Below are 26,047 nucleotides of genomic sequence, written 5' to 3' on the forward strand. Positions count from 1 at the left end.
ACGTCATTACCCCTGCGCGCCCTATTGACAGGTTAAGTCAGGAGTCAGGCTGCCAGCCGCGCGAACCAGTCATGCACCGGACGGAAACGGAGCAAAGATTCGGCGGTGTTGCGCGGCCCGTCGGGACCGAAGGCAGGCGCATGATCTTCATGGTCGAACCACACGGTCAGGCCCTTATAGCGCAGCAGATCGCCATGGCGGTGCTCGGCATCATATGGCGGCGGAACCCGTTTCAGATCAGCGGGGCCAAGCCGCGCACCATCGGCGAGTTGCTCTGCCAGCATTTCCGCCAGAGCGTCACCCTTCTCGCTATCCATCCATTCCCGGTAGCGGGCCAGAGTAGGCTTTTCCCAAGCAAACGTGCCCAGGCCAATGGTCAGTCTGTCCTGATCCAGTCCCATCATCCATTTCGGGTGATCGGCGGCCCGATTGGCCTCGGAAACCACAATCCGCAAATAGGTTTGGTAGGGCGTTTTGTCTTTCGAGAAACGTATATCGCGGTGGATGCGGAACACTTTGAAAATCATTTCGGCGTCCAAGGCCTAGCCGATTTCGGACGCCAAGGCGTCGGCGAAAATCTCGGCCGGAACTTTCAAATCTTCTTTGTAGCGCTGCGGATTCGCTTTGAACCATTCGCGATTGTTGTTCGCGGCAAGGTCTCGCAGGAAGGATACGGTGTCGGGGCTCAGCATTGCGGGGCTCCTTCTACCGGTTGCCGATCAAGCGTCGGGTGATTCGTCCTGAATCAGCTCGTAAGCCTTTTCGTACCACTCATTGCCGGGATAGTTGGCCCCCAGAACAGCGGCGTATTTGTTGGCTTCTGCCGGAACGCCCAAAGCAAGGCTGCTTTCGGTCAGGCGATAGAGAGCCTCCGGCGCGTGGCTGGTGGTTTGATAGGTGTCGATAACATTCTGGAAGCGGATCTGCGCGGCGAGCCAGCGGCCCGAGCGTTGGTAATAGCGCCCGATTTCCATTTCCTTGCCCGCCAAGTGGTCATTCACAAGGTCCAGCTTCAGCCGCGCATCGGCGGCATATTCCGTTGTCGGGAAACGGCGATTGACTTCGGTCAGCGCGGCCAGCGCCTGCTCGGTAATTTTCTGGTCGCGCGTCACATCGCTGATCTGCTCGTAATAGCTGAGCCCGATCAGGTAATAGGCATAGGGTGCATCTTTGTTGCCCGGGTGGATCGACAGAAAGCGCTGCGCGCTCGCGATCGACTTGTTGTAATCACGGCCCACATAATAGCTGAACGCGCTCATCAACTGCGCGCGGCGGGCCCATGGCGAATAGGGATGCTGGCGCTCAACCTCGTCAAACAGAGCCGCCGCAAGAGGCGCATTGCCGCGATCAAGCCGGTCCTTCGCGCTGAAATACAGCGTCTCCACATCGCGCGCGATATAGGCTGTGTCGGCACCATCACCGCCACCGCCGCCAAGCGAGGCACACCCGCCAAGCAGCATTGTGCTGGCGAGAAGGCTGGAAGCAAGAATGAGCGGGCGCGAAGTGCGTGAAGTCTTGATCATGGAAATGCCTATAGCCAGCCACTCGCTGAACGCCAAGTGAAGGTTGACGGTTTTCATCTCTCATCGAACGATCTGCAGCTGCGTTTGGTGGTTTCCCCTTAAACTGCTACCAACCGGACCTTAGGTCGGAGGGTCACGTGAACAAATTCAATCGCCTCGTATTGCCGCTTGCCGTGATTGGCTGCGCCGTCATCGCCACGCCCATCACTGCCGAAACTCTGGAAGAGCTCGATGCCTTGGCCGAGATCACCCAAGATGAAGCGGCGGGCATAAAATTGGCGCAGGAGCAGGCCGGGCGCGGCGAGTTTCTGGAGGCGATTGGCACACTCGAACGTGTATTGGCCAACCACCCCAAATCACAGTCCGCGCGCCTTCTGCATGCGGTATATCTGTGCCGGATCGACGATCAAGCCGGCGGGGCAGCCGAAGTGGCAAAGCTGAAGAGGAAGCACTTCCCCGAAGAAACGTGGCAGCAGGCAACGACAATCTGCACTCTGTCAGGGGAGGACAATTAATGGCAGTCCTCAAAACCCTCTCGCCGAGAACGCTATTTTTGGCGCTCGCCGCGCTGTGTGTGGCGGCCTCACCCGCAGCCTCTGCGCCCGTGCGCGTTGGCATCGCGGCGCTGGTGGCGGGCGATGTCCGCATCAGCAACGCGACTATCACCAAGCCTACGAAGATCGCGCGCCGCGCGCGGCTTGCTTGGGGCGACACGTTACAAACCAAAGGCAACAGCAAGCTCCAGATATTGCTGCTTGACCGATCAACTCTGACGATCGGATCCAAAGCCCGACTGACGATCGACCGCTTTGTCTATGATCCCGGCAAGAGCCGGACGTCGACCTCCACCGTGACCAAAGGCGCGTTCCGCTTCATGTCAGGCCGTAAGACGGGCAATTCCAAAGCGACTATCAATTCGCCTGTCGGCACCATTGGCATCCGCGGCACCGCGCTGGACGGCATCGTGGGCAAGGAGGCGGTCAAGATCGCCAAGGACGAACCTTTTCTCGACGGTGTAAAGAGCGACAAGAAAGCCGCGACTCTCGTGGTGCTGAGAGGCCCCGGTTCGAATACTGGTGGCGGACTGACGGTCGGCCTCGCCGATGTTACTGCAGCGGGCAAGACGGTGGTCCTCGATCAGCCTACCCTCGCAGCCTATATCCCGCGTCCCGGTGCACCGCCGATTGGCCCGTTCCGTCTATCGGCTGGTGGCCTCACGAAGCTTCAAGAAGAGCTATCACCGCGTGTAACCAACGCCAACAATGGCGGCTTGCTAGAGAAGATCGTTCCGGGTGTCATCGCGGCCGGTGTCGGTCTGCTCATATTGACCAATGGCGACGACGACGATGCCAATCCGAATAATCCGACAAGTAGCACACCGACCAATTGCGACAATCCGAACAACCCGGCGGGCGTTTGCTAAACGGTCGGTCCGCTATTTCTGCGTGGCCTCGAATGTGCCATCCCAATTGGCGGGCAAATTGCTGTCCGCGAGACCTTTGATATGGTCGAAATAGGTTTGGCATAGCGCGGATAGACCGAGCTGTTCGTAGCGGGCGCTGAAGCGATCCAGTGTGGCGATCGCAGCTGACCAGTCTTGTTCGCGATATAAGCTCAAGAATGCGGTGTGACCTTCTACGAGCTCGGTGAAAGAGCCATTCGACGCCACGTCTTCATCGCCAAGCAATGCATAGATTGTATCAGGCGCATCCCGGCCAACCACTTTGACACGGTCGAGTTCAAGCAGGGCAAAACCGCCGAGCTGCTGTGCAAGCGCGCTGCCGATTAAAATCTTTACGCCATATTGCTTGGTCAGGCCTTCAAACCGCGACGCGATATTCACCGTGTCGCCAATCAGCGAATACGACAGGCGTTGCTCCGATCCCATATTGCCGACGCAGCATAGGCCGGCATTCATACCGATGCCGATGCCGACATTGTCTGGCCAGATTTGATTGGCCTTGTCCGGCATATCGCGATTGAGCTGATCAAGGGCTGCGGTCATTTGCAGGGCTGCGCGCGCTCCGTTGCGAAACTGGTCCGGATCATCGAGCGGCGCGTTCCAGAAGGCGAGAATTGCGTCACCAATAAACTTGTCGACCGTCGCTTTGCGCTCAAGCAGAATGTCGCACATCGGAGTGAGAAAACCGGTCAGAAAGTTGATCACTTCATGCGGTTCATACTGCTCAGATATCTTCGAAAAGCCTCGAATATCACAGAACAGGACCGTCATCTCGCGCTCTTCGCCGCCCAGTTGGAGCTTGTCCGGATTGGCGGCGATCTGGCGCACCATTTCGGGCGAGAGGTAGCGGTCGAACGCGTCGTGGATATAGGCGCGCTGCTGCTCCTCTTGCCGGAAGCTGAGCAGCGTCTGCAAAGCATAAACCAGCACCAGCGCGAGAATCGGATAGGTCGGGTCGAGCAAATACTTCCATTGATCGAATGCGATCCAGCTTCCGCCTGCAACGGTCGCGGTACCGCTGAGGCCGATTATGGCGCCCGACACCGCGCCAACTTTCGGCAGGATCAACGCGAGGGCCCCGCCGAGCAGGATGATCACGAAGAATTCCAAGCCGCGCGCCCAGTCGGGCCGTTCGAGAAACCACCCCAGGATCATTTGCTCGGCGGCTTGGGCATGGACCATCACGCCTGGCACGCGGTCGTCTCCGGGAGTCGCCACGACATCGCGAAGACCCGCGGCACTTGCTCCGACAAAGATGATCTGTCCGCCGAACAGCTCTGCTTTTTTCTGGGCAGAGATATCCGGCGAGAGTACCTGCCACGCTGGCACGGTCCTGCCTGGTACAGGCTCGGTAAACTGCGACCAAAGTTCGCCCTCGGCATTGGTCGGCACTTCGAAATCGCCCACTTTCACCGACACCACCGCACCCGGCGCGCCGCGTGTTTCGCCGCTGCCATCGCTGGTGGTGATCAATATCGACTCCGCCTGCTGCGCCACCCGCAAGGCCTCGAGCGAGAGCGATGGCACCAGCTCGCCCCGATGGAAAAACAGCAGCGGCGCGCGGCGGACGACACCGTCCTCACCCTTATTGATACTCAGCGAGCCCAGGCCGGAGACCGATCCTTGCAACTCGGGCAGCGATTGCACCGATCCCTGGTAATCCGGCTGGACCATCGCGGGCGGCGTCCCCAGCCACGCCATTCCGGATGGCAAATCCAGCGCCCGCCCGCGCTCTTCCTGCAGCAGAAAATATCCGCCGACGACGGGCGACAGCAGAAAGCTATCCGCCAACACCGCATCATTGCTGGGCAGGCGGGACAGCGCCGTCACCAGCGCCGCGTTGCCCTCCTCTGCGGCAAGCTGCTCGGCGACTTTCGCGGGTGAGGTGCGGTCGGGTTCGGAGAACACCATATCGAACGCAATCGCCGCCGCGCCCGCCTCGGCCAGCGTATCGGTCAGCCGCGCGATCTCTGTCCTCGGCCAAGGCCACTGGCCGAGCCGCTCGATCGATTCCTCGTCAATATCGACGACCCGCACCGCCGCATCCTCATACGGCCGCGGAGCCGCGCGCTGATAGGTGTCGAACACCATCAGGCCCGCCCGGTCGAACCCCGGTATCGCCGCAAACTGCAACGCCGCCACAGCCGCGACGACAGCAAGCCCCGCCAATAGCGGCGCACCTGGTTTGAAGGTCCCTCTCACCTGTTCAGGGATGCACTCCATGGTGCGGTGGTGCAAGGGGAGAAGAGTCGTTTGTTTGGCCTCTCAGTCGCCGGAGTCTTTTGTTTTTGCCCTCAAGCGCCGGGCGCCTGCATCCGCAGGCTTGGCTACGCCTAACGGCGGCGCGCGGTCGCGCTTTGGCTGCCGCGACCAAGAACAGGCGCTCGGTAGACAGGTAACATCAAGAACCTTGGTCACGGCAGTCATAGGGCAAAGCGGCCCGCCCGCAGCGAAGCGACCGTCAGGGAGCGAAAGCGAGGAAATCGCGCGCCGGATGGCGTGCGGAAAACAAACAACGTTTTCCTACTCGCACCAAATCTGCTTCACACTCTCCGATGACGAGAAGATCAGACCCCCGCACCACCCGCATGCCCGTCCTCGCGAGCGAGCTGCCCGATTTCACCCCCGTCCCGCGCCAGTGCAATCGGCACGATGGCTGGACCCCGCAGCGCCAGCGCGACTTTATCGAGGCGCTCGCCGACACCGGCTCCGTCCACGCCGCCTGCAAGGCCGTCAATATGAGCCAGCCCGGCGCGTACCAGCTCCGCCGCCAACCGGGCGCAGACAGCTTCCGCGCCGCATGGCAGGCCGCGCTCGATCTGGGCGTGCAAATGGTCGAGGACGTTGCGATGGAGCGCGCGCTCCACGGCATAGAGGTGCCCATCATCTCCCACGGCAAGCATTACGGCACCCGCCGCATCTATAATGACCGGCTGCTGATGTTCATCCTGAGAAACCGCGCACCAGAGCGCTTTGCAGAAGGAGGCGCCGCAAAAGGTCTCAACGCCGTCGGCAAAATGCAACTGGAGCGCAAGAAGAAGGAATGGCAAGAGGAATGGCAGGCCAAACGCTTCAAAGACATCGCCGAGACCAGAGAAAGCATCACCCGCAAATTCGACGCCCTTCGCGAGCGAGTAGAGGAAGAAAACGCCGCCAAAGAGGCCTGCCTCACCGAAGAAACCCGCCAGGCCTTCGCCCACGCCGAAGCCCTAAAAGCCCGCGACCTGGCCCGCGCCGGTCTCGGCCCCGATCCGGAGACGAGCGCCGAGGAGCCAATAGCCCTACCACCCTTCCCCACCCGAGAGCCGGAGTGCGACGAGGAGCCGGAGGTTGAGACCGGACCGAGGATCAGGCGGTTGAAGGATGAGGGTTGGGAGTGAGCACAAGGTAGCGGGCTTGGAATGGTCCGGTTCGCGACCAGCGGACCGCAAGGGCGACCGCCCGCCCGAGCTTATGCGAGGTAGCCAAGGAATGCGGATGCATTCCACCCGGCGACGGAGGGCCAAAACAAACACGCCAACGCCCGAACCACGGTCCCGCGTTCTCAACCAAGCACCTAGAACCACGCACCAACTCGAAAGGTCCATCCAAATGACCCAGCGCCACCTGCCAAACTTCCTAAAAGAAGGAGGCCCTGCTCTCACCCACCCATGGGGCAAAAGCTACAGCCCACTGCACCCGAACGGAGCGCCCGACAGACCCTACCCCACCGACCCCAAGCCGAACGCGACTGGATGGTGCGGGAGTGAAGCTCTTTGACAAGAAGGTGGCATCGATACCTGAAAGCCTCCCGCCAAAAAAATGTGGACCTCCAATGACAGCCTGCTAGCATCGAATTAACACATCTGGTGCAGAATTATCCCAGAATCGAAGTAGAATCGAGATCATTGTAATGATTATAGACTTTTCCATAGCAAATTTCAGATCTTTCAAGCGCGAGCAAACGCTAAGCATGAATGTTGAAAATTCTCGCGGACGCCATCAGTCAAACTACTCGAGCGTTGACGCTGGTAGGCTAGATGTGTTGCGGTCTGCAGCCATCCTTGGAGCAAATGCTTCTGGAAAGTCCAACTTACTAACTGCTCTTATGGCTCTAAAGTGGATGGTAGTTTCCTCGGGTTCGAGAGGAGAGGGGAAGCCTATATTGCCTTATGAGCCTTATAGGCTTTCAGATACGACGCGAGAGGCTCCTGTTGTCTTTGAGATAGAGTTTATCGTGCCATCAGGCGTGAGGTACCGTTACGAAATTTCGTATCTCGAAACACGTGTCATAGAGGAACGGCTATGGTCTTTCGCAAAACGACAGCGCGCGATGGTGTTCGATCGAAACGCAGACGATAGCTGGGAAACAATCCGCTTTGGTGGGACATACAAGGGGGGGAGCAGACGATTACCATTCTTTGCGAATGCATCGTATCTCTCGCGTGCCGGAAACGATGCATCAGCCCCTGATACCATCAGAGAGGTTTATCAGTATTTCAAACGATTAACCCTCATTGGCGCAGGTCAGCATCTGATGTCATCAAGCTCGCTAACCGACTCGACTAAGATGAAAGCCGTTAGCGAGATTATCTGCTTGGCCGATACGGGCGTCTCTCAGGTTACAAGAGATCAGAATGAAAATGCCCCAGATATCAAACTCCCAGAAGACATGCCTGAGGATTTGAAAGTGATAATTCAGGAGCAGAATGAGATTGCGTACCATTTTTGGATCGCTTCCGAAAATGGCGAACTTATCGAGTTTGAACAGGATGCAATGTCTGATGGAACGGTCCGGTTACTCGAAGTTCTGCCTGTGATCCTGAACGCATTCGAAATTGGTGCCATTTTGCTATTCGACGAAATGGATTCTCATTTTCATACTCATCTTCTAAGTTTGATACTGAGGCTCTTTAACGATGAAGAGATCAATAGCAGAGGGTCTCAACTTATCTTTACCACGCATGACACTAATGTACTGGACTCAGAAATCATGCGGCGTGATCAAATTTGGTTTGTAAGTAAGTCTGAGGGTGAATCCACCCTAAAATCTTTAGATGAGTATGACAAAAAGTATGTCCGGTCCGACAGCCCTTTTGAATCTTTCTACAAAGATGGTAGACTCGGTGCGCTTCCAAAGTTTTCATATGCAAATGTAAAAGAGACAATCCTGAAATCACTTCCGAAGGAAATCGGATCGGATGCCTAAGCGACGGAAGCCATCAAATCTTGTCCCTGAAAAGACAATGCGAATATTTTGTGAAGGGGAGAAGACCGAGCCCATCTATGTTAATGGGTATCTACAAAACTCGGTCAATTCGGGACGGAAGAGTGTTATACGCATTGAGAAAACCAGGAAGAATACGCCTATCCAATTAGTTGAGGCCGCAATATCGGCCAAGCAATCACCAAATTCACTACCGGACGATGAGTTTTGGGTCGTTTATGATCGAGAGGCCGTGAGCAAATATAGTCACGTTTTGCATTCAGAAGCACGTCAAAAAGCTGTCGGACAAGGCATCAATATCGCGCTGTCAAACGTTTGCTTCGAATATTGGCTACTATTGCACCTGATCGACACGCAAGCTCCCTATTCGTCGCACACTAATCTTCGTACAACGAGTCCATTTCTCGACGAGTTTAAACTGCAGACCGGTAAGGACTATGGAAAGTCTTCTGCAGAAACCTTCTCGCTTCTCCGCGAATGGATTCCGCTGGCACGTGAACGAGCCAAACGGCTGAACCAGAATGGGCATGACAATGCCGTCTCACCAAAAAATGCGCAGCACCATATTAATCCATATGTTGGCGTCGTTGACCTCTTGGATGCAATAGATGACTTCGACTAATCAATTGGTAAAAATTTGTTGCGGATTGAGAGCCTAGCAAGGTGACAAAACGCGTGACAGATAGTTGGCTGACTCTTCCCCCATCCGCAACGCAGCAATAACCGTTGACCTGCGGTCGCCGCCGGCCCCGACACGGTCGCTGCGCTCCCTGCTCAGGATTGGTCGGAATGCGGTGCTACTCCTCCCCCATCCGCAGCGCCGCAATAAATGCCTCCTGTGGAATACTGACATTCCCATACTCCCGCATCTTCGCCTTACCCTTTTTCTGCTTCTCCAGCAGTTTCTTCTTCCGCGAGATATCGCCGCCGTAGCATTTTGCGGTCACGTCTTTGCGCATGGCCGAAATAGTCTCGCGGGCGATGACTTTGCCGCCGATGGCTGCTTGCACGGGGATTTTGAACAAATGGCGCGGGATCAGGTCTTTCAGGCGTTCGCACATGCCTCTTCCGCGCGCCTCGGCCACGTCGCGGTGGACGATCATGCTGAGTGCGTCGACCGGCTCGTTATTCACCAGAATGCTCATCTTCACCAGATCGCCGGGGCGCAGGCCGATTTGCTCGTAATCGAAGCTGGCATAGCCGCGTGAGATGCTTTTCAGGCGGTCGTAGAAATCGAACACCACTTCGTTGAGCGGCAATTCATAGGTCACCTGCGCGCGGCCGCCGACATAGGTCAGGTCGGACTGGATGCCGCGCCGGTCCTGACACAGTTTCAGAATGCTGCCGAGATAGTCATCGGGGGTGTAGATCACCGCCTTGATCCACGGCTCCTCGATCACATCGATGCGCGTGGGATCGGGATAATCGGCGGGGTTGTGCAGCATCAGCTCGCCCGCAGGCTCGGTCTTCGATTTGTTGAGCTGGATGCGGTACACCACAGACGGCGCGGTCGTGATCAGGTCCAGATCATATTCGCGGGTCAGCCGTTCCTGAATGATTTCAAGGTGGAGCAGGCCGAGGAACCCGCAGCGGAAGCCGAAGCCGAGTGCGGCGCTGCTTTCGGTCTCGAAGGTAAAGCTGGCGTCGTTGAGGCGCAGTTTGGCGATGCTTTCGCGCAATTTCTCGAAATCCGCCGCGTCGACGGGGAACATGCCGCAGAAGACCACCGATTGGACTTCCTTATAGCCGGGCAGCGGCTCGCTGGCGCCGCCTTTGACGGTGGTGATCGTGTCACCCACGCGGGCCTGTTCGACTTCCTTGATCTGCGCGGTGATAAAGCCGATTTCGCCGGGGCCGAGTTCGGGCAATTGTTCGATTTTGGGGCGCATGCAGCCGACGCGGTCGATCAGATGCTCGGTCTCGCCGATCATGAATTTCACCTGCAGGCCCTTTTTGATGACGCCCTGGATGACGCGGACGAGGATGACCACGCCGAGATAGGGATCGTACCAGCTATCGACGAGCGAGGCCTTGAGCGGGGCGTCGCGCTCGCCCTTGGGAGGGGGGATTTTGGCGACGATCTGTTCGAGGATGTCCTCGATCCCGATGCCCGATTTGGCGGAGGCGAGCACGGCTTCGGATGCGTCGAGGCCGATCACGTCCTCGATTTCGGCGCGGACCTGCTCGGGCTCGGCGGCGGGAAGGTCGATTTTGTTGATGACGGGGACGATTTCGTGGTCGTGCTCGATCGACTGGTAAACATTGGCGAGCGTTTGCGCCTCGACGCCTTGGGCCGCGTCCACGACGAGCAGCGCGCCTTCGCATGCGGCCAGGGAGCGGGAGACTTCGTACGCGAAATCGACATGGCCCGGCGTGTCCATCAGATTGAGCTGATAGGTCTCGCCATCCTTCGCGGTGTAGTTGAGACGCACGGTTTGCGCCTTGATGGTAATGCCGCGCTCTTTCTCGATGTCCATATTATCAAGGACTTGCTCGGACATCTCGCGCTCGGTCAGGCCGCCAGTGTGTTGGATTAGCCGGTCGGCCAGCGTCGACTTGCCATGGTCGATATGGGCAATAATGCTAAAGTTGCGGATAAGGGAAAGATCAGTCATCACCGCGCAATTAGCGGCACTGAACAGCTATGTCAGCATCAATAGCTGTAGCACAGCGTTTTTGATCAAGTCTTATGCTGCTTCATATCGAGTTCCATAAACATCGGCCGGGTCGGTGTTCCGTCAGCAGTCTGATTATTGACCAGCGGATAATTGCCCGGTGGCAACGCTGCCAATGGCATGCCTGCCGCAGCTAGCGAGTATGGCGAAACGCGGTGGCGGGTACACAGCCCGTCCGCCCCATCGCTGACCAGCGGTGTTTCAAACTCGAGGCCTTGGACGGCATCTTTTGATCGCCGGACAGTAGCAACCGCCAATTGCCCCTCACCCAGATCGACGACCAGGTTGGTACCCTTCGGAATATTAAGGATGCCCTCAATCATAGCCCCGGTGACCGACACGTTGCGCATTACGGCGCTGTACCGATGGTCCTCGTGGATCACACCGATCCTGCGATATACCGTCTTGCGGTCTGCGCGGTGCTTCGCAGGGCCTGTTGCTTCGAAGGTCAAATCACCGCCCTCGCAGCGTTCCAGCAAGTCTTCTTGCGTAATCGCTCTGGAGAAGATGAACCCTTGGATTTGGTCGGCACCGAGCGTCGTAACCAGTTCCAGTTCGTCCAGCGATTCGACACCTTCCGCGACAGTCTCCATTTTCAGTGCATTAGCGAGACTAACAACAGCGGTGATTATCGCCGCGTTGTTATTTCCTTCTACAGTTGAACCGCGAACGAAGCTCTGGTCGATTTTGATTTTGTCGAACGGCGCATCGCGCAGGTAACCGAGCGACGAATATCCCGTACCAAAATCATCAAGCGCCAGTCTAACACCAAGCTGTTTGAGTTGGTCAAACATCCGGCTCGTAGCGTGGGGGTCGCCCATGAAGACACTCTCAGTGATCTCCAGCTCCAACCTGCTCGGGACGAGGCCGGAGCTGAGCAATGCTCGTTCCACGATGCGCGGAAAATCCTCGTTGGCGAATTGGACGGCTGACACATTGACGGAAACCCGCGTGCCTTCAGGCCATTCGGTTGCATCCCGGCATGCGCGCATCAGCGCCCATTCGCCTATGTCGGCAATTATACTGGTCTCTTCGGCAATAGGAATAAATTGTCCGGGGCTGATCCATCCTTGCTCTGGATGATTCCAGCGCATCAACGCTTCGAACCCCTTCGGTTGCCTCGTTTCTGTCAAAATCAGCGGCTGATAGTGCAATTCAAGTTGGTTCTGGTGCAATGCATCACGCAGATCCTCTTCGATCTGTTTGCGCAATTTTGCTCCATCTTTGAGGTCACTGGAGTAAAAGCGGAACTGGCCGCGCCCGCCACCCTTGGCAGCATAAAGTGCCAAATCAGCCGCGCCAACGAGTTCGTCAGCGGCGAGCCCATCATACGGCGCAATTGCGACACCGATCGATGTGCCGATAATTGCCCGGCTACCATCGATGGAATAGGGCTGCGAGACCATTTGGATGACCCGCTGAGCCAAATCCCCCAGCTTACCGCGGTCGTCGATATCGGGAAGCATGATCTGAAATTCATCGCCGCCCAGGCGGCCGATTTCACCCTGATCGCCGATGATCGTTCGGAGGCGCTGTGCAACCTGCTTCAACAATTCGTCCCCGGCCGGATGGCCGAGCGTATCGTTCACTTGCTTGAAGCGGTCCAAGTCGAGCATCATCAATGCACAGCTGCGTTTGGCCGCCTGATAAGCGATGAGCGTGGCCGACAGACGTTTTTCCATGCTGTGCCGGTTCGCGAGACCGGTCAGCGTATCAAATTTGGCCAAGCGCGACGCATCGAGATCGCGCTGGCGAACCGCAGTGATGTCTTTTGCACCTCCGCGATAGCCCATGAACTCGCTATTCCCGTCGAATTGCGGTTTCCCGGATATCGACCACCATGTCTCCGTGGCGCTTTCACCTATGTTGATTCTGGCGGCCAGATCAGCGAAAGAGTTGCGCGCGCTGATAAGGAACGGAAGGGGGCGCTCCGATTTTTCCGGATCGTCACTCTTATCAGGAATGAATAGGCTGGTCAGTTGCCGGCCTAGCAAGGAAGTGCTGTCGCTACCCAGCGCCGCTGCTGCGCTTTCAGACAAATAGATCAGCTGGCCTTTGACGTCTGTTGCCCAGAACCAGCCAAGCTCCAGATTCTCGAAATTATCGAGCAGTTCCAGCCTTTTCTGCATGTCGCCCTTGCTGATTGGCGCGGCCATTGGTCCAGCTTCGGGCTGACTATCACTTCCGCTTAGACGCGAGAAAAATCCACTTTTCGCCATTACCGGGCCCCCATTTTGGAAATTCTGCAGATCATGCCTGCTTTCTCACATTTCCAAACTCATTCGGCGATGAAGAGGCAACTTGCCGCATTTCGAGGGAATCCATGTCGACCGGTTTCTCGAACTGGATGCCCATCCGGTTATCTTCACTCCAGATCGTCTTTGCCGCGACAATGAGCTTTTTGGAGATAGCCACTTTGAATTCTGTACCGGGTGGAACATTCCACAAGCCTTCAACCATCGCACCGCCAGCCGCCATGTTCCGGATCGCGCCATCGTACATTTGGTCGCCATGGCTCAGCACCACTTTGCGCAGCATCTTTTGCCGGAAGGCACGCGCCGAACGCGGTCCCTTAGCGACCATATTAACACCCTGCTGCAAACGAGCCAAAGCTGCTTCAGCGCTCAGCGCCTTCGAATAGATATATCCCTGAATATGGCTGCAGCCGAGTGATCGGACGAGTTCCAGCTCGTCCATCGTCTCCACGCCTTCCGCTGTGGTATCCATGCCCAGCGCTTCTGCCAGGCTTGTGATAGACGTGATAATTGCGCCATTGCGACTACCCGGCTTGGTTGCGCCGCGAACAAAGCTTTGGTCGATTTTGATTTTGTCGAACGGCGCTTTCTTCAAATAGCCAAGCGACGAATACCCGGTACCAAAATCATCGAGCGCCAGCCGGACGCCAACGCGTTTGAGCGCTGCGAACATCGCGTCGGTACCCTCATCATCGTTAAGAAATACGCTTTCGGTAATTTCCAACTCAAGCCGCGACGGGTCAATATTTGCATGCGCGATCGCATTGGTAATGACCGTTGGCAACTGCGGGTTTGCGAACTGCAAGGGTGACACATTGACGGCACAGCGGACATTCTCTGGCCATGTGGCCAAATCATCGCACGCAGCACGGATTGCCCATTCCCCGATGGCTGAAATCAGCCCGGTGTCTTCAGCGACCGGAATGAATTTCGCCGGAGAAAGCCAGCCCTTGGTAGGGTGGTTCCAGCGCAATAGAGCCTCAAAACCTGCAATAGTCTCATCATGAGCATAAATGACAGGCTGATAATAAAGCTCCAACCCGCCTTGCGAGATAGCATCGCGCAGATCCTCCTCCAGCTGGGCGCGCTCTTCGGCAGCGGAATGCAGGTCGTTGGAGTAGAAATGGTAGCGCCCTCGCCCGCCATCCTTGGCGGCATAGAGTGACAGATCAGCATTCCGGATCAAAGACTCACTTGTCACGCCGTCATGAGGAGCGATGGCGATGCCGATTGAAGCACCAATGACCACACGTTGACCTTCTATGGAATATGGCTGCGACAGAGAATGAATGATATCATGCGCCAACTGGCCTAATTCTTTGCGATCAACCCCGCCTGGTGTGATCACTTTGAACTCGTCACCACCTAAGCGGCCGACCTGCCCCTTTTTGCCAACGGTACTTTTCAAACGCTCTGCTACTTGCTTGAGCAATGCATCGCCTGCGGGATGCCCCAGCGTATCGTTGACCTGCTTGAATCTGTCGAGATCGAGCAACAGTACCGCGCATTCGCGTTGTTGCTGTAACGGCGAGCTGAGGATCTTTTGCAGCGTCTGCTGCGTTTGAAAACGGTTAGCAAGGCCGGTCAATGAGTCGAATTGCGCCAAGCGATTAACGTTCTCCTCGCTCCGCTTCTTCTCGGTCAGGTCGGTACCCGAACCGCGAAAGCCGACAAAATTGTGGAAACTGTCATAAGCAGGGCGGCCGTTGATCGACCACCAGCGCTCTTCGCTCGACGCCGCTGATCGCACTCCCAGTTCCTGAAATGACGAACGCGAAGAAAGGTGAAACGCAAGAGTGCGCTCGCCCTCTCTGTTCTCCTCGCCAAGATCAAACAGATCGGTCAGGCTCCGCCCGAGAATTTCCCCTTCCGGCTTGTCCAAGACATCCATAACGGAGGCTGACAGATAGGTTAGCATACCGCGCCGGTCGGTTTCCCAGAACCAACCTTGCCCGGTTTCCTCGTAATCGCGAAGAATATCCTCGGCGCGATTCCGCTCCCGTTCCCGTGCCTGTTGTAACTCATTGCGCCGCTGCGAAATCAGGCTTTGATGATACCCGACAACCAGCATCGCTCCTGTTACGATCGCAATTCCAAAATAGGCTGTCGTGGTTCCTTCCAGCACCGCGAGCGGCAGCCAACAGCATATTTGTGCGACAAATTGCTGCGGAATGCGGCCAGTCAGCATACTCGTGCTGAGCGCCGAGGCAGATACCATACCGGCAAGTGCCCATGTCAATTCGAGCGAGCCGTAAACGACCCAGTATGCAAAGTTAAATCCGGTGCACAGCATGACCGCTGCGATCGATGCCCATGCGAAGATTTCCAGAGTGCGGTTTCTCTCGTCGCTATCTTCTTCTTTGCGGGCAACAGTCCTTGCGCCGAAGCAGGCTGCTACGCCAAGAATCGTGCCGATCCCGACCGGCCACGGCGGCAATGCGTTGGACAGGACTGCTCCCATCCCGACCGATATGACGATTAAAACGGATAGTAACCACCAGTCTGACGGCAAGACATGCAACCGGAAACCGTCATTTTCGCTGGAAATGCGCCCGGCACGCTGCGCGATTACCCGGCGTTGAACCCCGTCCCGGCGCTCTTGCTGAACGGTTTCGGATCGTTCTACGAGGTTTTCGTCATCATGGGCTTCACGCACACGGAAGGGCGCGTCGGAGCGCGTGCTAAGATTATCCTCGGAAACTCGCCGTTGCGGCTCAACTGTACCCATGACGCCGCCATGCGCTCATCCTTTTGAAAAAACGTTAACCATCCAGCCCAATTCGCAGCATTTTTGGACCGTTGCTTGCCATTCACGAAAGCGCCGTGCATGAAACCCAAAATATAAAAACGCATCAGGAGAGCACATGGCTGACGGCACCAAGCTTGAAGACGAAGCAGCGCAATCGACCACCGCATTAGGCCCGATGATCGGGCTGGCCCGTGAGGATTTCGTGGGCGCAATAGCCCTGCTCCTCCGCGAAACAGCATCTGATCCGATGCGTTCGATGAAGCATGCGCAGGAAATGGGGCAGGACATGATTAAAATCATGACCGGAAAGTCCGATCTCGCACCCGATCCGCGCGACAAGCGCTTCAAAGACCCGGCATGGCAATACAATCCGTTTTTCCGCGCCGGTGCACAGTACTACCTCGCCGTGCAGAAGGGCATGAGTAATTGGCTCAGTGATCTGGAGCTCGATGATCTGGAGCGTGACCGCGCCAATTTCATCTCCAATATCATCATTGACGGCTTGGCCCCGACCAACACTCTGATGGGCAATCCGACCGCTCAGAAACGCTTGGTCGACAGCGGCGGCCTTAGTCTCGTGAAGGGCCTGAAAAACGCCTATAACGATATGGTTCACAACAAGGGCATGGTCAGTCAGGTTGACAAGCGCCCGTTCAAGCTCGGCGAGAATGTTGCAACGTCGAAAGGGTCGGTCGTTCTACGCACCGAAATGATGGAACTGATCCATTATGCGCCGACCACCGATGAAGTGCATGAAATCCCGCAACTGACAATCCCGCCGCAGATCAACAAAATGTACATCAACGACCTCTCTCCGGAGAAGTCGGTGATCAAGTGGCAGACCGACAACAAAATCCAGACCTTCGTAATTTCGTGGCGTAATCCTTCGAAAGAACAGGGCCACTGGGACATGACCGACTATGTGAAATCATGCCGTGAAGCGATGGAGGCGGTGTCTGCCATTACGGGCGCCAAAAAGGTCAATGTATCTGCAGGGTGCTCTGGCGGCCAAACAGCGGCGATGCTCGCCAGCAAGATGGCATCGGACAAGGACGATCTGCTCGGCGCGCTGACGCTAATGGTATGTGTACTCCACCCCAAGCAAAACGATATCGAAGCAGGCTCTCTGGTCAGCGAAAACGGGATGCAGCTCGCTCGTCAACGCGCTGCCAAAAAAGGCATAATCAAGGGTGACGATCTGGCGCGCGGCTTCGCGTGGCTACGGCCAAATGATCTGATCTGGAACTATGTCATCAACAATTACCTTCTTGGCGATGATCCGCCGGCATTTGACGTGCTGTTCTGGAATGCCGATGCGACCAATCTGTCAGCCAGCCTGATGGGCGATTTCCTGACCGCATTCGAGACGCTGGCTTTCACACGCAAAGGCGAAGTCGAGATGGTCGATCACATGGTCGATCTGTCGAAAGTGAAGAGTGATCTGTTCATCCTAGGCGGCGTCACCGATCATATCACGCCGTGGAAAGCGACCTATCGCTCGACACAGCTATTCGGCTCCAAAAACGTGACCTATGTTCTCAGCCAATCGGGCCATATGCAGGCAATCCTGAATCCTCCGGGCAATCCGAAGGCGAAATATTTCGTCCAGAAGAAGGACGGCAAACTGCCAAAAACTGCAGACGAGTGGCTGCAAGGGACCGAGGAAGTTGCCGGTAGCTGGTGGCCCTATTGGGCGGAATGGGTCCAGGCACGTGCAGGCAAGATCAAGCCCGCGCCGAAAAAGCTTGGCAACGCCAAATACAAACCTCTCGATCTTGCTCCGGGCCTTTACGTCTCCGAAGAAGTCGACTGATTCATCTGAATAATCAAAGGAATTTCGCTTGAGCGATCCTATGGCCTCGGCCGAAATCTCGATTGAAAATGTTGGCGGCCGCAATCTGCGTATTGCCCGCTGGCGGCTCGATGAGCCAAGTGACCATCCACCGGTCCTATTCTTCAACGGTATCGGCGCGAATATCGAAGCAGTAGCCCCTCTCGCAGAAGCGATGAACGACCGCGCTTTCATCATGTTCGATATGCCAGGCACGGGCGGCTCGCCCGATCCGGTCATTCCTTACACAATTGTCACCATGGCATGGACCGCAACGCAGGTTCTGGATCGGTTTGGTCTCGGTGTAGTCGATGTCATGGGCATCAGCTGGGGCGGCGGCATGGCGCAGCATTTCGCGATCCAGCACCCTGCCCGCACGCGGCGATTGGTGCTTATTGCAACCAGCGCAGGCATGCTGATGATACCGGGCAATCCGGCTGCACTGACCAAGATGGCCAACCCGCGCCGCTATGTGGACGCAGATTATATGGCACAGCATTTCGAGACGCTTTACGGCGGCGCGCTCGACGGAACCAAAGGCAAAGGCGGCCATATGTCGCGCCTCACCCCGCCCAGCCCGCGCGGATATATGTATCAGCTGCTTGCGATGCTTGGCTGGACCAGCGCGCCGGTGCTGCCCTTTATGCGCAAGGAAACGCTCATCCTGATGGGCGACGATGACCAGATTGTGCCGCTGGCCAATGGCAAATTCCTCAACACGCTTATTCCGAATAGCGAATTGATCGTGATGGAAGGCGGCGGACATCTCTTCTTGCTCAGCCATAAAGACGAGAGCGTCAGTGCGATTACCGACTTCCTCGATGCGCCGGACGAAACGGAGCTTTCGGCAGCAGCGTAACGGTCCGGAGGGGATGGCATGCGGCACATCGCGATCATTGGTTCGGGTCCGGCAGGATATTACACCGCCGAAGCTGCGCACAAGCAGTGGGGCGACGATGTCCAAATCGATGTGTTTGACACGCTGCCCGTTCCATACGGATTGATTCGCACCGGCGTTGCGCCCGATCACCAATCGATCAAAAGCGTATCGCGGCGATATGAGAAGACAGCGTTAACCGACAATGTCCGCTTTGTTGGTAATGTGGCGGTGGGCACGGACATCTCGATCGCCGAGTTGCAAGCGCTTTACGATGCCGTGGTGTTGGCGACCGGCGCGCCCAATGACCGGCAGCTTGGCCTGGATGGTGAAAATCTCGAGAATGTGTTCGGCAGCGCCAGCTTTGTCGGTTGGTATAACGGCCATCCGCAATTCGCCGAACTTAACCCTGACCTGTCGGGCAGGCATGCCGTGGTAATCGGCATGGGCAATGTCGCGCTCGATGTCGCGCGGATACTGGCCAAAACCGACGCCGAATTTGCCGGAAGCGACATCGTTTCCCATGCGCTGGATGCGTTGAAGGCCTCTGGCCTCGAGAAGGTCACGATCTTGGGCCGGCGGGGCCCACACCAGATCATGATGACCCCAAAAGAGCTGGGCGAGCTCGGCAATCTCGAACGTGCATCACCACGCGTCAATCGCGATGATTTGCCTGAAGAAGCCGATGACGCAATCCTCGAACCCGGCATCCGCAAATCGGTCACACATTTGCGCAGCTTCGCGGCGATCCCGGAAGATATGCACGCCGAGAAGGCGATTGAGGTGGAATTTGACTTCTTCGCCAATCCCATTGCGATAGAAGGCGATGGGACGGTCGCGTCAGTCAGGGTTGAAGAAACACGGATCGCGAACGGAAAGGCTGTCGGCACCGGGAAGATCTATGCAATCCCGGCAGATTTGGTCATCGCCTGCATCGGCTACAGGACCTCTCCCATCCCCGGGGTCCCGTTTGACGAACGCGCAGGCCGCTTCGCCAATGACGGGGGACGCATCTTGGCCGGGCTTTACTGCGTCGGCTGGGCGCGGCGCGGACCATCGGGAACGATCGGCACCAACCGCCCCGATGGCTACAGCCTGATCGAGAAAGTCGCCGAAGACATGGACAGCGGAGTCTTGGGCCGTATTGGCAAAAAAGGCCGCGAGGGCTTCGATGCGCTGGCCAAAGAGCGCGGCCTCGATATCGTGACTTTTCAGGACTGGAAGAAAATCGAAGAAGCCGAAGCCGCCGCCGCGCGCGACGGATCACCGCGTGAGAAATTCGTCGACATCGAAGCGATGATTAAGGCTGGCCATTAACGGCTCACGCCGCTCTGCCCGACTTCAGGCAATTGCCCGCTTCCCGCAACGCGGCCGCTAAACCAGCGCTGCCGCTCGCAAGCAGGCACCCATGCAATGTCGGCCTGTTTTATCAACTTTAGGAAAGCTCCCATAGCGGGGGGGTCGTTACCTTTAGGCATCGCCAAGTGCACTCTATCCCAGTCAAATGACAGCTCGCATATTCACTCGGCGATCTACTGTGTGAGCCATTCACGCATCGCTGCATTGACTTCATCAGGAATATCCTGCTGCACCCAATGCGATGCTTCGGGAAAGCGCCTGACGGTCAAGTCCGGGACATACTGATCCGTACCGTCGAGGCAGTGAATATCTATCGCAACATCCTGCTCCCCCCACAGTATCAGCGTGGGCGTTTCGACGATCCCATCACCGATCTTCCGCCCGTCAGGCCTGCGTAACAAAGCTCTGTAATAGTTGAACATGGCCGTAAGTGCGCAGGGCTTTTTGGCGGCATCGCGGTACGGTTTCAGCTCCGCACTGGTGAACCGTTGCTTGTTGACCGCAGACTCGCGAAACACGCGCGCGATTGGCGCGGCACCGCCCCGCCCCAGAAGCTTCTCCGGCAGCCACGGAAGCTGGAAGAAGAAGATATACCAGCTCTTCTTCAACTGCCGCCAGCTCTTGAGCTCACGCTCACCGCATTTCGGATGCGGGACATTGAGAATGATAAGCCGCGCCAAAGGGCGCAGCTTCAGAATCGCAAAGTGCCACGCAACGATCGCACCCCAATCATGCGCTATCAGGGTGACTTCCTTCGCGCCGCTTGCATCGATCAATGCCGCGACATCCTGCACCAGCGTATCGAGCCGGTAATTCTCGACACCCTCGGGCCGCGTAGTCTCGCCGTAACCACGCATATTGGGCGCCCATACGCGGTACCCCATCTTGGCCAGCATCGGCATCTGGTATCGCCAGCTGTAATGTAGCTCGGGGAACCCATGCAGGCACAGAGCAAGCCTATCACCCTCGCCCGCTTGAGCGACTTCAAAGCGGATGCCGTTGGCTTCCACCCAGTCGATTGTGATCCCGCTTTTGGCGTCCGGCGTCCAGCTCATTGTCTCGGTCATGCGCGCACCATAGCGATGTCATTTCGAATATGCTAAATCGGTCTCAAATAAAAATTGAACGGAGAGACCCGATGCCCGCATTTGATATGATCATCCGCAATGGAACCATCGTAGATGGCACTGGTAACGCGCGTTTCGCTGGCGATGTGGCGATCAAGGACGGACTGATCGCGCAAGTCGGTGAAGTCCGCGGCGATGCGGCAGAAGAGATCGACGCCGGGGGCAATCTGGTCACACCGGGATTTGTGGACATCCACACCCATTATGACGGCCAAGCCACATGGGACCAGGAGATGGCCCCGTCCAGCTGGCACGGTGTGACAACCGTGGTGATGGGCAATTGCGGCGTTGGCTTTGCCCCTGCCAAACCTGACCGCCACGAATGGCTCATAAGCCTGATGGAAGGTGTCGAGGACATTCCGGGCACGGCTCTGGCAGAGGGTATCACGTGGGATTGGGAGACCTTCCCCGAATATCTCGACGCGTTGGAGAAACTGCCCCGTACGGTCGATATCGGCACCCATGTCCCGCATGGCGCAGTGCGCGCTTATGTCCTTGAGGACCGCGAACAGCCCGGTGCTGTGCCGACCGAGGAAGACATCGCCAAAATGTCCGAAATCGTCGAGGAAGGCGTTCGTGCCGGCGCATTGGGCTTCTCCACCAGCCGCACAGTGCTGCACAAATCGGTTGAAGGCGAGTTGGTCCCCGGGACCACCGCCACCGCAGATGAACTCGTTAAGATCGGCCGCGCGATGGGCCGTGTGGGTCATGGTGTGTTCGAGATGGCCAGCGACCTTCAACGCGACTGGAACGAGTTCGAATGGATGGGCGATCTCAGCCGCGAGACCGGCCTGCCGGTTACCTTCGCCGCGCTGGAGTCGATCGCGAAGGAAATGCCGCTCAAAGAACAGATTGCCACCATGCGCGCGCAGAACGACAATGGCGCGAATATCGTCGCGCAGATTGCATTGCGCGGAAACGGCATCATCATGGCGTGGCAAGGAACGGTGAACCCGTTTGTTTACCGCCCGAGCTGGCAGGCAATCGCAGAACTCCCTTGGGAAGAGCAGAAGCCGAAACTGCTCGATCCGGACTTCAAGAAACAGCTGCTGTCTGAGGCCAATGACTATTCCGAAGCCCCGCAGGATATTTTGCCGGTGGTGATGGTCATTACCCAAGGCTGGGCGCTGCAATATGAGATGGATCCGGACTTCGATTACGAGCCGGACGAAACCGCCAGCGTCAATGCGCGCGCCAATGCCAAGGGCATCGATCCGCAGGAATATGCTTACGATATGCTCTGCGCTGACGACGGCAAAGGTTTCATTTACCTGCCGATTTTGAATTATGCAGAAGGTAATCTGGACTTCCTCCATCCGCTGCAGCACGCCGAAGATACGGTGAATTCACTGTCGGACGGCGGTGCGCATTGCGGCACCATTTGTGACGCCGCGAGCCCGACATTCATGCTGGAGCATTGGGTCCGCGACCGCAAACGCGGCGACCGGATTACGCTGGAGAACGCGATCAAGCGCCAATGTTGGGACACCGCCCGTCTGTACGGATTGGAAGATCGCGGGATCATCGCACCCGGCTATATGGCCGACCTCAACATCATTGACTTCGATGCGATCAAGCTGGGCAAGCCATGGCTGGCATTTGATTTGCCCGCGGGCGGCAAGCGTTTACTGCAAAAAGCCGACGGCTATGTCGCGACAATAAAGAACGGCAAAGTCACGTTCAAAGGCGGCAAATGGACCGGCGAAACACCCGGCGGCCTGATCCGCGGCCCGCAGCGCGCTGCACTGGCGGAAGCGGCTGAGTAGAAAGCGACGTAACAATTTTCGGTGTTTTCCTACACGAAGAAACGCCGCTACGCTCGCAAGCCGCTCTTTCTCATAGTCGATCTGCGAAAAACTGGACCGTTATCGCGTATCGGTCCAGGCCAGCTGCCAAGTACCTTTTGCACAGAAAGGGCGCAAAATAGCCTCCGGTCCCCTGTCCGTCCGGCCTCGGGAAACGCGGCTTTATGCTTGCCTTACAATGCTCTAGCGATCAAAGTTCAAAGTGACACGGTGTAACCTTTGTCCGGTTACGGCTTGATCACAATCCCCTGCGCAGGGTCCACCTTACCGCTCATCATCGTGACGAATGCTTCGCGAGCAGCATCGATACCTTCGCGGATATCGACTTGAACCGTATCGCCGACATCGGCGATAAATTTATGCCAGCTTGCTGCCAGTTGTTTTGCAGCTTCTTCATGGCCAAGGTCTTTGAACAACGCGACCGCGTGATCGGGGGCGAAGAACAAAATGGGTTCGGGGCCTGACATCTTCGCGGGTCCGCCAAGGGCACCGCCGCGTGCCTCGATATGAGTCGCTCCGACCAGGCATGAATATTTGAGATTTTCGCCGAAGTGGTTGTGCAGTTCTGCCAGTAGTCCGGCATTGCCCGCAAAATCGACGGTGACGCTGGGGTTCTGCGCCAATGACTCGACATCACCATAGGCGACGACTTCGTCATAAAGACCCGTTTTTTCGACAAAGGCAACGTTGCCCGCAGATGTCAGGCCGATCCGGCGTATGTCCGGCGAACGGTCTTTAGTCACGCTGGCAAGGCCCATCGCGGTTTTGGAAGAGGCGCTGGTCAGTATCACCTGCTCCGCGCCAAACCAGCTTTCGCGGCGCATAAAGTTCTCGATTAGGAAGCCGGTTTTGAACAACGGTCCAAAGATCATCCGCTCGGGCTCTTTCGCCGGATCATGCTCTGGATCGGCGGCGAGGCGGCTGTACTGATTATAGATCGGGCTCATCGGCTGGCGGTGTTCGGCCAGGTCCACGAAGCCGTGGGGCGTGACTTTGCCCGGCATCACATTCAGATGCGTTCCCATCGGGATATAGCCATAGACGCGCTCACCCACGGCGAATTCATCGTGGTTCGACTCTTCGACCACAGCATGCCCCCACATCGGCACGATTCCATCATCGCCAGCGGCAGGGAAGAAGTTCCAATAGCCAAACCGGTCGCCAGCGACCGCATAGGTTACATTGTTCGCGGTAACCGCAAAACTCTCGATCTTCAGCCGGACACCGCCATCGGGTAGCGCACCCGGCGCAACATCGACAGTCTTCGCGTCTGACGGATTATCGCGGGTGACATATACGGCTTGGTTCATGGCGTGTTCCTACTCTTTGGCCTGATCTTTGAAAGGAGCGTAGCGTTTTGAAACCGGCCTTGCGAGGGTGAAATTGGTCAGACTTACGTCGCCACCGGCTCATCCGGCCAAGCCGTAGCGGCAATTGAGGGACGCGCCCGGCACGATGCCATCCACAGTGGCAATACCTGCATCTGCGCCATGCCCGCAGCGCCCTCTGGCGTCGATTCCACGCCGCGCAAAATGCAATAGAGGAAGATATCGGCGAGCGTGAAACCGGCCGAGCTCCACGCGCCATCTTTCTGCAATTCCAGATCGAGGAAAGACAGCGTTTTGGCGATATCGGGCAAAGCCTTGGAAATACGCGCTGTGTCGAGCTCCATCTTGGCATAGCGATGCATTATATACGGCATCACCAAACCGCGCTCGAACAACGGAAACAGATAGGAATTACCCACCGAAATCCATCGCTCCATCACCGCGCGCTGCGCCGGATCGGATGGCTGCAACGCGCCACCATTATGGGAATTGTCTATGTAAGCCGCGATTGAATGCGTTTCGTAGAGCTCTAGCCCGTCGATTTCAACCACGGGTACTTTGCCGAACGGGTGGCGATTTTCGGGGGCGTGCGCGGGTGTCGGGATGGTTTCATGCGAGAGGCCAGCCTCCTCGCACACGATCTGAACTGCGCGAACGTAGGTTGATATGACCGGCCCAAAAATGCGGACCGGCAAATCCGGCATACTAAACCCGCATCGGCATCAGCACATACAGCGCAGGGCTCTTATCGTCCTTGCGGATCAGCGTCGGCGCGCCGGCATCGGCAAGGTGCAGTTCCACTTCGTCGCTGTCGATCTGACTGAGGATATCTTTGAGATAATTGGCGTTAAAGCCAATCTCGAACCCTTCGGAACCATATTGCGCGGCAACTTCCTCGGTCGCTGTGCCATTGTCCGGGCTGGTGACAGACAGGACGACTTTGTCCGTCTCCAGGCCCATTTTCACGGCGCGGGTTTTCTCGGTTGCGATGGTCGCAACGCGGTCCACACCGGCGAAGAAGCTGGCTGGATCGATCTTGAGAAGCTTGTCGTTAGCCGTCGGAATGACCCGGCTGTAATCGGGGAATGTGCCGTCGATCAACTTGGAGGTCAGCACAACGCCGCCCTCGCCGCCCATGGTGAAACGGATTTTGCTGGCCGACAGGTCAATCTGGACATTGGCGTCGAGCGCTTCCTCAAGCAGCTTGCGCAATTCCGCCACAGCTTTGCGGGGAACAATCACATCAGGCATACCCTCGGCACCCTCAGGCTGATCGATTGTAAAGCGCGCGAGACGGTGGCCGTCAGTCGCCGCAGCTTTCAGCACTGGCTTGTCTTCATCCGATACGTGGAAGAATATCCCGTTGAGGTAGTAACGGGTTTCTTCGGTCGAGATCGCGAAACGCGTACGGTCAATCAATTCAGCCAGCAATTTTGCGGGCAATTCGAAGCTGGTTGGAAGATCGCCTTCAACAATGACCGGGAAGTCATCTTTTGGCAGCGTAGGAAGCGAAAAGCGGCTTCGGCCCGCCTTAATGGCCATGCGGTTGTCAGCGGCTTCCAGGCTTACCTGACTGCCCTCTGGCAATTTGCGCGCAATATCGAACAGCAAGTGCGCAGACACGGTGATCGAACCTGCGGTATCGACCGAGGCAGCAGTCATATTCTCGATCACTTGCAGATCAAGATCGGTTGCCATCACTTTGACAGCTCCGCCATCCTCGGCCTCGATCAGGACGTTGGACAGGATTGGAATGGTGTTGCGGCGTTCCACCACGGATTGCACGTGGGACAAACAGCGCAGCAGCGTAGCGCGTTCGATTGTGGCCTTCATCGCGTATCAATTCCCTA

The 26,047-nt window shown here is 57.0% G+C and carries 18 protein-coding genes and 1 pseudogene; 9 read left to right on the forward strand and 10 right to left on the reverse strand.

Annotated features, from left to right (window positions below; translation table 11 throughout):
- Positions 1–44: 44 nt before the first annotated feature.
- Positions 45–692 (reverse strand): annotated as a pseudogene (locus GRI35_RS10440) (DUF2461 domain-containing protein).
- Between the two features lie 27 nt (positions 693–719).
- Positions 720–1,460: an outer membrane protein assembly factor BamD gene (locus GRI35_RS10450; RefSeq protein ID WP_407985167.1), complete on the reverse strand. Its 741-nt coding sequence runs from the start codon at positions 1,458–1,460 to the stop codon at positions 720–722.
- 200 nt (positions 1,461–1,660) lie between these two features.
- Between GRI35_RS10450 and GRI35_RS10455 the strand changes: the two genes are divergently transcribed.
- Positions 1,661–2,038: a hypothetical protein gene (locus GRI35_RS10455; protein WP_160614110.1), complete on the forward strand. Its 378-nt coding sequence runs from the start codon at positions 1,661–1,663 to the stop codon at positions 2,036–2,038.
- Positions 2,038–2,946 carry a FecR family protein gene (locus GRI35_RS10460; protein WP_160614111.1) on the forward strand — a complete coding sequence of 303 codons (909 nt, stop codon included), beginning with the start codon at positions 2,038–2,040 and terminating at the stop codon, positions 2,944–2,946. The genes GRI35_RS10455 and GRI35_RS10460 overlap by 1 nt, the downstream gene beginning before the upstream one ends.
- 12 nt (positions 2,947–2,958) lie before the next feature.
- On the opposite strand, the gene GRI35_RS10465 is transcribed toward GRI35_RS10460, so the two are convergent.
- Positions 2,959–5,187: a CHASE2 domain-containing protein gene (locus GRI35_RS10465; RefSeq protein ID WP_328598434.1), complete on the reverse strand. Its 2,229-nt coding sequence runs from the start codon at positions 5,185–5,187 to the stop codon at positions 2,959–2,961.
- Between the two features lie 386 nt (positions 5,188–5,573).
- Between GRI35_RS10465 and GRI35_RS10470 the strand changes: the two genes are divergently transcribed.
- From GRI35_RS10470 to GRI35_RS10480, 3 genes are all read left to right on the forward strand, one after another.
- Positions 5,574–6,365: a hypothetical protein gene (locus GRI35_RS10470; protein WP_235900189.1), complete on the forward strand. Its 792-nt coding sequence runs from the start codon at positions 5,574–5,576 to the stop codon at positions 6,363–6,365.
- 512 nt (positions 6,366–6,877) lie between these two features.
- Positions 6,878–8,173 carry an AAA family ATPase gene (locus tag GRI35_RS10475; RefSeq protein ID WP_160614114.1) on the forward strand — a complete coding sequence of 432 codons (1,296 nt, stop codon included), beginning with the start codon at positions 6,878–6,880 and terminating at the stop codon, positions 8,171–8,173.
- Positions 8,166–8,813 (forward strand): RloB family protein, encoded by a 648-nt coding sequence (locus GRI35_RS10480; protein WP_160614115.1) that lies wholly within the window; start codon positions 8,166–8,168, stop codon positions 8,811–8,813. The genes GRI35_RS10475 and GRI35_RS10480 overlap by 8 nt, the downstream gene beginning before the upstream one ends.
- A 175-nt stretch (positions 8,814–8,988) precedes the next feature.
- Here GRI35_RS10480 and lepA read toward each other — a convergent pair whose 3' ends face one another.
- From lepA to GRI35_RS10495, 3 genes are all read right to left on the reverse strand, one after another.
- Positions 8,989–10,806 carry a translation elongation factor 4 gene (lepA, locus tag GRI35_RS10485; RefSeq protein WP_160614116.1) on the reverse strand — a complete coding sequence of 606 codons (1,818 nt, stop codon included), beginning with the start codon at positions 10,804–10,806 and terminating at the stop codon, positions 8,989–8,991.
- A 65-nt stretch (positions 10,807–10,871) separates the two neighbouring features.
- Positions 10,872–13,085 (reverse strand): EAL domain-containing protein, encoded by a 2,214-nt coding sequence (locus GRI35_RS10490; protein WP_235900190.1) that lies wholly within the window; start codon positions 13,083–13,085, stop codon positions 10,872–10,874.
- A 31-nt stretch (positions 13,086–13,116) separates the two neighbouring features.
- Positions 13,117–15,849, reverse strand: coding sequence for an EAL domain-containing protein (locus GRI35_RS10495; protein WP_235900191.1), 2,733 nt, complete (start codon positions 15,847–15,849; stop codon positions 13,117–13,119).
- A 136-nt stretch (positions 15,850–15,985) separates the two neighbouring features.
- Between GRI35_RS10495 and GRI35_RS10500 the strand changes: the two genes are divergently transcribed.
- From GRI35_RS10500 to GRI35_RS10510, 3 genes are read left to right on the forward strand one after another with little or no spacing between them, the layout of a single operon-like run.
- A complete protein-coding gene (locus GRI35_RS10500) occupies positions 15,986–17,683 on the forward strand; it encodes a PHA/PHB synthase family protein (RefSeq protein WP_160614117.1) in 1,698 nt (565 codons plus the stop codon).
- A 28-nt stretch (positions 17,684–17,711) separates the two neighbouring features.
- On the forward strand, positions 17,712–18,560 hold the full coding sequence (locus GRI35_RS10505) for an alpha/beta fold hydrolase (RefSeq protein ID WP_235900192.1): 849 nt from the start codon (positions 17,712–17,714) through the stop codon (positions 18,558–18,560).
- A gap of 18 nt (positions 18,561–18,578) precedes the next feature.
- Positions 18,579–19,895 carry an FAD-dependent oxidoreductase gene (locus GRI35_RS10510; RefSeq protein ID WP_160614118.1) on the forward strand — a complete coding sequence of 439 codons (1,317 nt, stop codon included), beginning with the start codon at positions 18,579–18,581 and terminating at the stop codon, positions 19,893–19,895.
- Positions 19,896–20,110: 215 nt separating this feature from the next.
- Here GRI35_RS10510 and GRI35_RS10515 read toward each other — a convergent pair whose 3' ends face one another.
- A complete protein-coding gene (locus tag GRI35_RS10515; protein ID WP_202390544.1) occupies positions 20,111–21,004 on the reverse strand; it encodes an alpha/beta fold hydrolase in 894 nt (297 codons plus the stop codon).
- A gap of 71 nt (positions 21,005–21,075) precedes the next feature.
- On the opposite strand from GRI35_RS10515, the gene GRI35_RS10520 reads away from it, so the two are divergent.
- On the forward strand, positions 21,076–22,830 hold the full coding sequence (locus tag GRI35_RS10520; RefSeq protein ID WP_160614119.1) for an N-acyl-D-amino-acid deacylase family protein: 1,755 nt from the start codon (positions 21,076–21,078) through the stop codon (positions 22,828–22,830).
- Positions 22,831–23,096: 266 nt separating this feature from the next.
- Here GRI35_RS10520 and GRI35_RS10525 read toward each other — a convergent pair whose 3' ends face one another.
- The 3 genes from GRI35_RS10525 to dnaN form a co-directional block, all read right to left on the reverse strand.
- Positions 23,097–24,179 carry a DUF2855 family protein gene (locus tag GRI35_RS10525; protein WP_160614120.1) on the reverse strand — a complete coding sequence of 361 codons (1,083 nt, stop codon included), beginning with the start codon at positions 24,177–24,179 and terminating at the stop codon, positions 23,097–23,099.
- Positions 24,180–24,262: 83 nt separating this feature from the next.
- On the reverse strand, positions 24,263–24,901 hold the full coding sequence (locus GRI35_RS10530) for a glutathione S-transferase family protein (protein WP_160614121.1): 639 nt from the start codon (positions 24,899–24,901) through the stop codon (positions 24,263–24,265).
- Position 24,902: 1 nt separating this feature from the next.
- A complete protein-coding gene (gene dnaN, locus GRI35_RS10535; RefSeq protein ID WP_160614122.1) occupies positions 24,903–26,030 on the reverse strand; it encodes a DNA polymerase III subunit beta in 1,128 nt (375 codons plus the stop codon).
- Between the last annotated feature and the right edge of the window lie 17 nt (positions 26,031–26,047).

The sequence above is a fragment of the Pontixanthobacter aestiaquae genome, from assembly GCF_009827455.1.
In the GTDB taxonomy this organism is placed as follows: Bacteria; Pseudomonadota; Alphaproteobacteria; order Sphingomonadales; family Sphingomonadaceae; genus Pontixanthobacter; species Pontixanthobacter aestiaquae.

Bases quoted from the DNA above. Each gene is read 5' to 3' on its own strand.
- GRI35_RS10450 (WP_407985167.1), bottom strand. From the start codon at position 1,460: ATGCTGCTTGGCGGGTGTGCCTCGCTTGGCGGCGGTGGCGGTGATGGT.
- GRI35_RS10460 (WP_160614111.1), top strand. From the start codon at position 2,038: ATGGCAGTCCTCAAAACCCTCTCGCCGAGAACGCTATTTTTGGCGCTC.
- GRI35_RS10470 (WP_235900189.1), top strand. From the start codon at position 5,574: ATGCCCGTCCTCGCGAGCGAGCTGCCCGATTTCACCCCCGTCCCGCGC.
- GRI35_RS10475 (WP_160614114.1), top strand. From the start codon at position 6,878: ATGATTATAGACTTTTCCATAGCAAATTTCAGATCTTTCAAGCGCGAG.
- GRI35_RS10480 (WP_160614115.1), top strand. From the start codon at position 8,166: ATGCCTAAGCGACGGAAGCCATCAAATCTTGTCCCTGAAAAGACAATG.
- lepA (WP_160614116.1), bottom strand. From the start codon at position 10,806: ATGACTGATCTTTCCCTTATCCGCAACTTTAGCATTATTGCCCATATC.
- GRI35_RS10490 (WP_235900190.1), bottom strand. From the start codon at position 13,085: ATGGCGAAAAGTGGATTTTTCTCGCGTCTAAGCGGAAGTGATAGTCAG.
- GRI35_RS10495 (WP_235900191.1), bottom strand. From the start codon at position 15,849: ATGGGTACAGTTGAGCCGCAACGGCGAGTTTCCGAGGATAATCTTAGC.
- GRI35_RS10500 (WP_160614117.1), top strand. From the start codon at position 15,986: ATGGCTGACGGCACCAAGCTTGAAGACGAAGCAGCGCAATCGACCACC.
- GRI35_RS10510 (WP_160614118.1), top strand. From the start codon at position 18,579: ATGCGGCACATCGCGATCATTGGTTCGGGTCCGGCAGGATATTACACC.
- GRI35_RS10515 (WP_202390544.1), bottom strand. From the start codon at position 21,004: ATGACCGAGACAATGAGCTGGACGCCGGACGCCAAAAGCGGGATCACA.
- GRI35_RS10520 (WP_160614119.1), top strand. From the start codon at position 21,076: ATGCCCGCATTTGATATGATCATCCGCAATGGAACCATCGTAGATGGC.
- GRI35_RS10525 (WP_160614120.1), bottom strand. From the start codon at position 24,179: ATGAACCAAGCCGTATATGTCACCCGCGATAATCCGTCAGACGCGAAG.
- GRI35_RS10530 (WP_160614121.1), bottom strand. From the start codon at position 24,901: ATGCCGGATTTGCCGGTCCGCATTTTTGGGCCGGTCATATCAACCTAC.
- dnaN (WP_160614122.1), bottom strand. From the start codon at position 26,030: ATGAAGGCCACAATCGAACGCGCTACGCTGCTGCGCTGTTTGTCCCAC.